A 10,748-nucleotide genomic window follows, 5' to 3' on the forward strand; every position below is an offset into this window, starting at 1 on the left:
CTTCCGTCAGGACTTACACAGACCATCTGACACCCCCTCGTCGACAGGCAGCCGCAACAACAACGGGTGCGGCAGCGGTGAGGCGATCGGCACGCTGAACAATTCATCAGGCTCGCGGCCAAACACCGCGGCCAAATCGGCGCGCCACATGTCGCCGAACGCACCGCCACGCTCGATACTCAGAATCATCTGACGCAACGATTCCCGCTGCGGGATCTCGGTATCGCCGCGTAGCCGGCGAACGTTCTGCACCTCCACAGCCAGCTCATTGAGGCTGAACCCGTACTCGGCGCGCGCATCGCGAAGCCGCTGCGCGTTGCGCGCACGGTTCGGATCGGCGGCGGCCATCTTTCGATCATGCCTGACACATCAGCGCAGCTCAGCACTGCCGTGCGCGTGTCGGGGTGCTACCGGCTGTTACTGGCTGTCACTTCCGGCGACCACCACCCGAGGGCTGTCCTGGGATCGCGGCACACACGACCGCACACCACAACCCAGTAAAGGACAGCAGAACAATGCGTTTGAGAATCGATACCTCCGGGACACGGTTCATCGTCACCCGGGCGGCCGAGCCGCGACTCAACTTCGAGACGGGCAGCCCCAAAATCGACACCTCCACCGGCCTGCCCCAGCATTCGGTGCAGCTGCTGGCATTGGACGACACCGGCGGCGAAGTGTTGAACGTGACGGTAGCCGGAGACCCGAACGTCACGGTCACCCAACCGGTGTCGGTGACCAGCCTGGTCGCCATCCCCTGGGCGCAAGGTGATCGCAGCGGCGTGGCCTTCCGCGCCGATGCCATCACCGGCGCCACGACAGGTGAGCAGGGGTCGCGCACCCAGAAATAACACCCCGCGGCCGAGGCGCGGCACCAAGAGCGTGTCACGCCCGGCCCCGGGTCTGTCGTCGACCACTTCGCTCACGAAGGGCACCTGCAATGACTTCAAACAATAAGAACACCAACAACACTCAATCTGACAATGACGACTGGCTCGGGGATCTGGTCATGTCACTCTTCACCGCCGCGGGATACTTGCTGTGGTGGGCGGTGCTGTTCCCCGCCATCAGTCTCCCGATCATCGCCAGCCTGGCGCTCGGCATCACCCACGGACCCCGCGGCGGGATCGTCTGTGCGATCGTGTTCTGCGCCGGGTATGCGGGGTGGGCGTGGCTGGACCCGCGGTCGTTTCGCTCGTGGGTGACCGAACCGGTACGGCGCCGCTGGTTGACCTGGTCGCGCTACACCCGCGCCTGGGAATCGACATGCACCCTGCACGGACTGACCGCAAAACTCGGTGACCGCACCCTCACACCAACCCTGCGCACCGTAACGATCGGAAGAACCACCGATGTGCTGGCGGTGCGGATCGTCACCGGCCACTCCCCGACAGATTGGCACAAACAATCCGAGGCGCTGGCCGCGGCCTGGCGCGCCGACCGGATCACCATCACCGCCACCGCGCCCGGCGAACTGCGGATCACGCTGATGCGCGGGGATGTGCTGGCCGACCCGATCGCCCTACCGATGCCCACCCCGGCCACACCGGTGGATCTGGAGTCAGTGCGGGTCGGGATCACCGAAACCCGCCACCCCTGGCACATGCCGCTGTTGGGGCATCACCTCCTGGTCGCGGGCGCGACCGGCGCGGGTAAAGGCAGCGTGTTGTGGTCGCTGATCGCCGGGATCGCGCCCGGGATCAAGACCGGCCTGGTCCGGTTGTGTGTCATCGACCCCAAAGGCGGCATGGAACTGGGCGCCGGCGCACCCATGTTCACGGTATTCAGCCACGACGCCACCGACACCACCCTCGAACTCCTGCGCACGCTCGTCACGGTGATGCACGAGCGGGCCAATCGGCTGCGCGGCCACACCCGGCTGCACACCCCGACCCCATCTGAGCCGTTGTTTGTGGTGGTGATCGATGAGATCGCCGCACTCACCGCCTATGTGACCGACCGCAAGATCCGCACCGAAATCGAACAACTGCTCGGGCTACTGCTCTCCCAAGGCCGGGCGGTGGGGATTTCGGTGGTGGCCGCGGTGCAAGACCCCGCCAAAGACACTCTCCCGGTGCGGCAGCTGTTCACCGTCCGGATCGGGCTGCGGCTGACCGAAGCCACCCAAACCACCATGGTCCTCGGACAAGGCGCCCGCGATGCCGGGGCGGAATGCGACCGCATCTCCGACGCCACCCCGGGCGTGGGCTACATGCTCATCGACGGAACCACCCAACCCGTGCGGGTACGGGCCTTCCACGTCACCGACCACGACATCACCACCCTCGCCACACAGTTCCCGCGCCCCGCTCGGCGGCCGACACACAACCAGCGGCCACGCAGCACCGACAGCGGCCGGACGCCGAACGAGGGCACTGGTGAATAACCCCACACCACCACAACTCGCCCTGCCCGGCATTCCGGATACGGTCGACACCGCCACAGTGATCGATGAGATGGTGCGCCGCGCGGCCTCGATGGGGTACGAATCATGGTGGCGGCGTGCGGAATCGGTCGGCTTCTGCGCCCACCCCATCCAACTGGTCGGCGCCGATGAATACGGGCGGCAGCGGGTGGTATGGACGCGGTGCAACAACCGCCGCGCCCACATCTGCCCCTCCTGCTCGGACCTCTACGCCCGCGACACCTGGCAACTCGTGCACGCCGGTGCCGCCGGCGGCCACCACGACATGCCCATCACGGTGGCCGATCGCCCGCAAGTGTTCCTCACGCTGACCGCGCCCAGCTTCGGCCCCGTCCACACCACAGGCGATAGCGCGCACAAGCAGCGGGTGTGTCGGGACCACCATCGCACCGGTGGCTATCAGCGCTGCCGCCACGGAAAACCGTTGTGGTGCAGCACTGTCCATGACGATGATGACGACCAGGTCGGTCAGCCATTGTGTGCCGAATGCTATGACTATGTCGGGCACGTGCTGTTCACCTGGCACCTGCCCGAACTGTGGCGACGATTCACCATCGCCCTGCGCCGCGCACTCCGCAAGAACCTAAAAGCCGTCGGGGTCGACCCCGACTGGATCCGGGTGAGCTTCCTCAAAGTCGTTGAACTGCAAGCCCGCGCCATCCCACACATCCACACCCTGATCCGGCTGGACCCCCACGACGACAGTCAGCAGAGTGACTGGGAATCACCCGTGGGCGCAACCGAGCTCGCCGCGATCATCCAGCACGCCGCCCGCAGCGTCAGCCTGACCGTCAACGACCCCTGCGCGGACGATGGCGTGCGGGTGATCCTCTTCGGCGGCCAAATCGACACCCGCCCCATCACACCCACCGATCCGGTGAAGAAGGTGTCACCAGAGCAGGATTCGTCGACCGGTCGGTCACTGTCTGGCCGGCGGGTAGCGCGCTACCTCGCCAAATACGTCACCAAATCCCTAGCCGACCTCGGCATCAGCGCCCGCCGCCTGTCCACCGAAGCCATACCCGACCTGGACGTGTCCGAGCATGTGCGCGCAATCCTGACCACCATCAGCGATCTCGCCGACAGAGGACTCAGCGGCGTCAGGCGCTGGCTGCACACCCTCGGGTTCCGAGGTCACATCACCAGCAAATCCCGCCGCTACTCGACCACAATGACCGCACTACGCCAACATCGCGCCACCTGGACCCGCGAACAGAACGCGAAAAATACTGCACACCAGCACAACCCGGTCACCCAAGACGGGGACGGCGATGAACTGGTGGCGTGGGAGTTCGACCGCGCCGGCCACACCAGCCTCGGTGAGCGCACCCTGACCATCACCGCCGCACTACACCGCATCCAGCAACGACGCACTGCGTGCGAAGCGCTACAGAACCAGCGTCGTGACATGCAGGGCGAGGTGCCCGATGGCTAACCCACAGGCGCACGTGAGCAACCACCAAAGTGAAAAGTCCTACAGTCGTGAAGAATTCACCGCCTGGCTTGTGCAGTCTTGTGAGCGGCAACAGCTCGCGGTCACCATCACCAACCCGGCTGTTCTCGCCGATATCGCCACCCTGCTGCGCAGCACCTGACCGAACGTGGGCGAGCACTACCGATAGGTTGCCCGGTCAAGCATTGTTTTCGGTCTCTGGGCGCATCACGACACTTTGCGGTGGGCGGGGGCTGATGTCCAGGCCACAGCTGCAACGCGGGCGAACCCCGGTTCGCGCCTTGACGCCAGCCCCTGGCCGCCGCGCACCATCAGTCGCGGCCAGAAAACCCCCCGGCCAACGGCCCGCCGGCGACCGCATTGGTGTGGCGGTCGCTGGTGGGATTCCCTGCTCACGGTGTCCGAAGATCGCCACAACATGACCACGCGTCCCTTCGCTACGGCAGGACACGGCGCGTCGCACCCACGGTGGGCGCCGCACCGTCAGAATTGATCTCATGACTGGTTGGCATCGCCACGCAGCAGCAACGCTGCGCAGATTGTGGCAGCGCCCCGGCCGCACGGCCGACATCCACATGTGGCATCTCGACGCTGTCGCCACTTCCCGCGTCCAGGCGTTCCGCGACGAACGGGGACACGGCCTGGCACTGATCACCTTGCGCGACGGTGACCGCGGCGCCAGTCACGTTAACGCCGCCGAAGCCTACCGACGCACCATCTGGGCGGAGTTCTTCGGCAAGCACACAGCGCCGCCGACCCTCATCTTCAACCTGCTCAACCCGCGTCTTCGCTACAAGGGCTGGCCGAACGTCGTCGCGATCGACTACGACACCCAGGGTAGGTTCGCGCATTGCCGGGAGGTCGACGCCGAGGAACTGGCAACACTGCACCGTCTGGGCGCCCAGTGGGATCATGGCGGGGGATACGTCCCTTACACCCCGCCGCCTCCCACCCATGCCGTCGTGCTCCGGCGTATCCCGGTGCGTGAACTCCCCGGCAGCCAGCCGTTCCGAGACATGGGGCGTTACCTGGCCGTCGACTGGGCCGCAGCCAGCATCGCTGCCCTGCAGGGCAGCAGCGAACACGATCTGCCCGCGGACCTGCCGGCAGATATCGCTGAGGCCGCGCGGTCGTTGTGGTGGGACCCGATCAGCCTCATCCGCGAACCGGGCGAGCCCTTGAGGTTCATGAACGGTCAGCACCGCGCGGAGGCGATGCGCCAACAAGGCGCAGTCGAGACGATCGTCGAAGAACTGCGGCCGGTCGACGCCCGACCACTGCCGGGGGAGCTTCAGACAATCAGTGAGTGCTGAAGCCGCTTGGCTGATGCGGCATGGCGCCCTCTGGCCCAGCGAAGGCGTGCCGTTCACCTTCTTCACCCTGCCCCCACGAGCACGGCACCGTTTCCTCGGTCGGGATGGCTGTCCGACCCGGTCCTATGCGGGCCATATCGAGTGACAGCAAACCCGTCGACGCTGGCGAACAGTGTGGTGGTCAGGTGATACTGTGCTGGATAGCTATCTGTGGTCGAGGGGGATGTGGTGACAGATCGGCTGGCCGTTGACGCGGCGGGGCTCGATAAGGCTGCGGTCGGCAGTGCGGAGATCGCGCAAGGACTTGCCACCGACTCCGGTGGTAACGCAGGAGGGAGCCAGCCAAGCCATGCTGGTGTGGCGGCGCTGGACCGCGCGCTGGCCGCGCTGCGGGTTGGCCAATCCCGACGGGTCGCGGGCCAGGGCAGTGATCTGCGGACCGCGGCGACGGTGTACACCCACAGCGACGAGGCCGCCGCCGAGAACGTGACGAGGACTATATGAGCGCGGTGACAACACCAGTAGGTGCGCTACTGACGCGCTCACAGATCGAAACCTGGGACAGGACCCACCTTGAGCACGCGGCAGCGCGATGGCGAATATCAGCCAGTGAATCTGAGGAACTGTTCGAACAGCACCGCCGCAACATCGCCGCGCCCGGTGGCACCGACTGGGAAGGCACCGCCAAAGACGCCGCACTCGACCGGGTCACACAGGACACCAACGTCGTACGCGCGGCCGGTGACACCGTGCGCGCCGCTGCCGACCTAGCGCAGGCCGGCGCCGACGATCTGCGGGCGGCCCAGCGGGCTGCGCTGGAAGCGATCGCCGAAGCCGAAGCCGACGGGTTTCGGGTCGGCGACGACTTGAGCGTGACCGATACTCGGCGCCTCGATTTGTCGACCATCGCCGCCCGCCACACTGCCGCCGCCGAGCACACCGAGAACATCCGGTGGAACACTGAACAACTCGTAGCCACCGACACCCTAATCGGCCGGCGGATCACCGCCAAAGCCACCGAACTCGACGGAATCACCTTCGTCGAGGAGAACGGTGGCCACGACGGCACCGTCCAGCTCGTCGACAGCGAAACCCGCGATCGGGACGCCCGCCATCCCGACGGACGCGAACGCGATCCCGACGGCGAGTACGGGCGGCGGGTGCGCGACGATGGCTTGTTCCGGCGACCCGAAGGCGGAGACAGCGGCGGCGCTGACTGGCTCGACAGCGACTGGGCGGGACGGGCCATCCTCGATCGCTACCTGGTTGGCGGTGGCCGTGACTGGACCATCCAGGACAACCCCGAATGGTCGCAGTACATGATGGACCACAACGGGCTGGCCCGAGAACTCGACGGCCAGGTACGTGGCCAGGCGCAACAGTCACTCAACGAGTACTTGGCCGGCCACGGGGCGCAGCGTGACTACTCTGCGCAGTTCGCGGCGACAACGCAGAACGGCGAATCCATCACCGGATACCAGTACCTCAACGGCACCAACGATGACGCGGGCGGCTTCAGAATCAACGGGACAACCCACGTGGAACCGCTATCCGCCGGCACGTACAAGGTGACGGTCGACGGCGGCTATCAGTGGAACGACATCATCGATGCCAACGCTCAGTATGCGACGGACACGTTCAAAGACCGAATCGCCGAGATCATCACCCTCGGTCAGGCGCACCCTTACCAGATTCACATCGGCTGGCACAGTCAAACCGAGTTTGTCCTCGACCAAAGCGGAGCTTTGGTCACCGCGAAAGGCTACCCGTACCAATGACATTCCGAATCGTCACCACTGTGACGCTGGTACTCGCCGTAGCTGCGGCCGTTGTGGGCTGCGGCCTCTTCGGTCGCGACAGCGAGACCGATGAGCGCGCCGTGCGCCCCGGCGAACCGAAACCCTCGCCATCAGGGCTCTATACCGCCTACGCCGAGGACGGCGCTCCTCAGAACACCGTGAAAACGTTGGTCGATGTCATCCGCGACAAAGACGGCAACGAGGTCTACCGCGACGATGCCGCCTACAGCACCCGCCACGGCGTGCTGTTCACCTGGCTATCGACAGAACCTAATCAGCTGTGGATCCTGTCCAGCGACGTAGGAACCTTCCACGTCGCGCCCGACAACGACGGCACCTGGACAAAACAGCACGCAACCAACGTTCCCCCGGAGATCAAAGATCTACGTGGATACTGATCCCGAACGGGGGCGCACACCACCATCTCGCGCAGGCTGTCTATCGGCTAGGCACGCTGGCCGCCGCGTGCTTGCCTCGTGCGTCTGAGAACGGTCTCGGCGGATCACGTTCCGGCGTGAAGATGCCCAGCAACGCACCGTTCGCTGTGACCACGTCGCGACTGCTCGGGCAGACGGGGTCGTCCCCATTGCTAGTCCCGCCGCTGGCCGGGCAGACCCCTCGGTCGGCACACGGTTACCCGAGCGATGACGTCGTATCTGCCCCCGACGTTCGTCGGCCCCGACGCTCAACTGGTGGGCATCGGAACACCGACCTCATCAGGCATTTCGATGCATACGAACGGTCAACAGCGGGTAACCTCCCCGACATACTGTGATCTACAGTGGTGAACATCGCGATGCACGGGCAGTTTTCATTGTCGCCAAAGTCGTGTAGGTTGTAGTTAACAGACCCCGCCAGGGCTAGAGCGCAAGCTTCCCCAACCAGGCGGGGCTTTTTATTGGCTAGTATCCCCGGAATGGCCAAACCCGCACTGCCGATTGACAAGCAGATCGAGCTGCTGGTCCAACGAGGACTGCCCATCCCGCTGCCACCGGACGACGATTACGAGCAGCGCAAGGCCGAGTACCACGCAGCGGTACGCCTGCTGATCGACAACAACTACTACCGACTCTCGGGTTACTGGAGATACTTCCAGGTCCGGCCCGGACACGGGGACAACCGGTTCACCGCCGGCGGCACCGTGGCACAGATCACTGCGACCTACACTTTCGACCACGAACTTCGCTGCATCCTGATGGAGGGACTGTCGATCCTGGAAGTGACCTTCCGTTCGCGCTTTGCCTACTACATCGCAATGCATATGCCGGTGGATAGCTATCTGGAACCGGCGTCCTACATCGACAGGCGAGACCGCTACGGCAACGTTCTTCGCGATTTGCTGATCGCCGACATCCACGACGAACTCACCCGCTCAAAAGAGAAATTCGTGGCGCATCACACCGCAAAGAACGAGACGCCGCCGGTATGGGCAGCGGTGGAGGTGTTCAGCTTCGGAACACTGTCGAAGATGTATGGACTGCTCGATCAGCACACCGTGCGCACCGCCGTGTGCAAAACCTTCGGGTTTCCCCACTCCGGATTTACCGCATCACTCATGAGATCGATGGTCGTCCTGCGCAACATCTGCGCTCACCACTCACGTGTATGGCATCGCGTTCCCGACGTCCCGCCACCAGTACTCAACAAATTCAAGCACGTCGAGCCGCAGCTATATCAGACAGCCTCACCATGGGCATGGCTGGTGATGCTCGCCGACCTCGTCGACACCATCCGCAGGGACAAAACGTACTCGTCAAAGTTGTGGGCACACATCGACTCTCGGCCCGATCTCCGCGACGGGTACCAATATCCACGACACACCTGAAACGTTCGGCAAGCGGAGGGTTCCCAGTGGAGTGTTTCTGGGGCGCAAGCAAAGCCGCACGAGAAGCGCGTCGATACGTGTCAATCGTCGCCGACCTGGCCAGCCGCTCGCTCGGTGGGCGCGTCCCCGGGCGAACTGGCGATCGACCGACGCTGGCTCAAATCCGAGAAGCCAACGGCACGCCGAACGACATCTAGATGCGCCACGCTGGCTGGACGCGATTGATGTCGAGGCTGCGCGAGCCGGGGTTGCCGGGTGCGATGACGGCGTGATCGAGCACTGATTTGATGATGGCTTGTTGGCGGTCGATGTCGAGGTCGTCCCATTGGCCGCGCAGCACCTCGCCGCAGCCAGCCAGATCCACCACCGAGCTAGTGTCGGTAGCGTGCGCGATGTCGCGGCGAGCCTGGGCGATCCGCTCGGTGATGGGGTCGCGGGCGGCAATCCATTCCCGCGCAGACACCGCGCCGGCGGCATACAGTCCGGCAAGCTCATCCAAGCGGGCCTGGTCGGCTTCCAGCTGGGTCGCCAATGCGGCGACATCAGCATCCACACTGGACTTACCTGCCAATGCCTCCGCGAGCTGCGGGGAGTCCAACCGGGTCAACACAGCATCAGTGAGCAGTTCCTCGACCGGCGACGCCACCACCGTCAGACGGCCGCAGCCGCCGTGATCGGGGCCTTTCAAACACACGTAGCGGCGGACCCGGTTGTCTGGATTGCTGTGGCGTGCTTGGGAAAACAATCGATTCCCGCAGCGCCCGCAGCGCAACATGCCCGACAGAAGGTAGGTGCGTGGGGCGCGGGTTTTGGTCAGTGCCCGGGTCGCCATGCGGGCCAAGATGCGGTCGCGTTCGGCCGGAGTGATGATCGCTGTCCAGGTCGCGGGGCCGATCACCTCGCCGTGGTGCTCGCGCAGGCCAGCGATACGCCCGGAGGTAAGGATTTGGCGTACCGCGGAGGTCTGCCACGACTTCGCGACGGCCGGGGCAATGCCGGCATCGTTGAGCCAGATGGTCAATGACCGGATCGAGGCGCCGGCCAGGTAGCGGTCGACCATCTCGCGAATGACCTTGGCCTCAGCGTCGCGCAGGGTGATCTTGTCGGACTCGTACCCGAATGGGCGTACCGAGCCGTGCGGCAGTCCTTGTTCGGCGTTCTGCAACAGCTTGCGACGCACGCGGGCGGATTTGCGCCCGGATTCTTTGGCAGCAAACGCGGCAAAGATGCGGGCCATGAACAGCCCGTCATCATTACCCAGGTCAATGTCGGCGGTCACGGTAGCGACATCGCGCACGCCCGACGATTCACACAGCGTCACGAATTCTTCCAGTTCGACTGGCCGGCGGTGCAGCCGATCGAGGTTGTACACGATCACCGCATCCCGGGCACCGGATGTCAGGTCGGCCAACATGCGGGCATACTCGCGGCGCGGCTTACCGGAGTAGGCCGAAACGTCGTTGTCGACATATTCATCGCCGATCGGCCAGCCCCGATCGGCGGCGAGCTTGCGGCAATCTTCCAACTGCCGCGCCACCCCGAGCCCGGTGCCCTCCACATCCGCCGAAATTCGGGCATAGATCGCCACTGACCGCACCCCGACGCGCTGACCTGGACTCTTTACCTTCGCCATGAGGGTAGTTTACTAGCACCTAAGCTTCGACGGGTGGGTGGGCCCGTACGGATAGGGCACCACGTGGTCGAGGTCGCAGTGTTCGGCGGGCACGTCACAGCCGGGGTAGCGGCAGAACAGGTCCCGGGCACGTACGAACGCCGCCAGTTTGGCTGAGGGGCGGTAGTGGGGTTCTGGGTCGGGGCCGGGTAGCCACAGGGTTTTGATCGCCGCGCCGGAGCGGATCGCTTCGGCCAGTGCCACTAACGGCAGGATCTTCACCCCGGGCAGCAACGCCACTCCTGAATCCCGCACACACCGAAC

General features: G+C 64.8%; 12 protein-coding genes. 9 read left to right on the top strand and 3 right to left on the bottom strand.

The window, feature by feature from the left end:
* Positions 1-6 precede the first annotated feature (6 nt).
* Positions 7-348 carry a hypothetical protein gene (locus BN976_RS28530; RefSeq protein ID WP_036376240.1) on the bottom strand — a complete coding sequence of 114 codons (342 nt, stop codon included), beginning with the start codon at positions 346-348 and terminating at the stop codon, positions 7-9.
* A 167-nt stretch (positions 349-515) separates the two neighbouring features.
* Here BN976_RS28530 and BN976_RS28535 point away from each other — a divergent pair, with 167 nt between their 5' ends.
* The 9 genes from BN976_RS28535 (at position 516) to BN976_RS28570 (ending at position 8,812) form a co-directional block, all read left to right on the top strand.
* A complete protein-coding gene (locus tag BN976_RS28535; protein ID WP_036376243.1) occupies positions 516-848 on the top strand; it encodes a hypothetical protein in 333 nt (110 codons plus the stop codon).
* Between the two features lie 89 nt (positions 849-937).
* Positions 938-2,383: an FtsK/SpoIIIE domain-containing protein gene (locus BN976_RS28540; protein WP_036376246.1), complete on the top strand. Its 1,446-nt coding sequence runs from the start codon at positions 938-940 to the stop codon at positions 2,381-2,383.
* Complete coding sequence (locus BN976_RS28545) at positions 2,376-3,857, top strand: replication initiator (protein ID WP_229480067.1); 1,482 nt, start codon at positions 2,376-2,378, stop codon at positions 3,855-3,857. The genes BN976_RS28540 and BN976_RS28545 overlap by 8 nt, the downstream gene beginning before the upstream one ends.
* Positions 3,850-4,017, top strand: a complete 168-nt coding sequence (locus tag BN976_RS34100; protein ID WP_165804665.1) for a hypothetical protein — start codon at positions 3,850-3,852, stop codon at positions 4,015-4,017. The genes BN976_RS28545 and BN976_RS34100 overlap by 8 nt, the downstream gene beginning before the upstream one ends.
* A 355-nt stretch (positions 4,018-4,372) precedes the next feature.
* Complete coding sequence (locus tag BN976_RS28550; RefSeq protein ID WP_051558595.1) at positions 4,373-5,188, top strand: hypothetical protein; 816 nt, start codon at positions 4,373-4,375, stop codon at positions 5,186-5,188.
* A gap of 228 nt (positions 5,189-5,416) precedes the next feature.
* The gene (locus tag BN976_RS28555; protein ID WP_036376325.1) at positions 5,417-5,692 is read left to right on the top strand and encodes a hypothetical protein; all 276 of its coding nucleotides are present in this window, start codon (positions 5,417-5,419) and stop codon (positions 5,690-5,692) included.
* Positions 5,689-6,966: a hypothetical protein gene (locus tag BN976_RS34105; protein WP_067991401.1), complete on the top strand. Its 1,278-nt coding sequence runs from the start codon at positions 5,689-5,691 to the stop codon at positions 6,964-6,966. Before BN976_RS28555 ends, BN976_RS34105 begins: the two co-directional genes overlap by 4 nt.
* A gap of 20 nt (positions 6,967-6,986) precedes the next feature.
* Positions 6,987-7,385 carry a hypothetical protein gene (locus BN976_RS28565; RefSeq protein WP_185291709.1) on the top strand — a complete coding sequence of 133 codons (399 nt, stop codon included), beginning with the start codon at positions 6,987-6,989 and terminating at the stop codon, positions 7,383-7,385.
* A 518-nt stretch (positions 7,386-7,903) separates the two neighbouring features.
* Complete coding sequence (locus tag BN976_RS28570; RefSeq protein ID WP_051558597.1) at positions 7,904-8,812, top strand: Abi family protein; 909 nt, start codon at positions 7,904-7,906, stop codon at positions 8,810-8,812.
* Positions 8,813-9,005: 193 nt separating this feature from the next.
* Here BN976_RS28570 and BN976_RS28575 read toward each other — a convergent pair whose 3' ends face one another.
* A complete protein-coding gene (locus tag BN976_RS28575) occupies positions 9,006-10,445 on the bottom strand; it encodes a recombinase family protein (protein ID WP_073908059.1) in 1,440 nt (479 codons plus the stop codon).
* Positions 10,446-10,457: 12 nt separating this feature from the next.
* Positions 10,458-10,748 (bottom strand): HNH endonuclease signature motif containing protein (locus BN976_RS28580; RefSeq protein ID WP_235622161.1); only part of this gene is annotated, 291 nt, incomplete at its 5' end.

Origin of the sequence: Mycolicibacterium austroafricanum, from assembly GCF_000612725.1 — a bacterium.
GTDB lineage: Bacteria > Actinomycetota > Actinomycetes > Mycobacteriales > Mycobacteriaceae > Mycobacterium > Mycobacterium austroafricanum.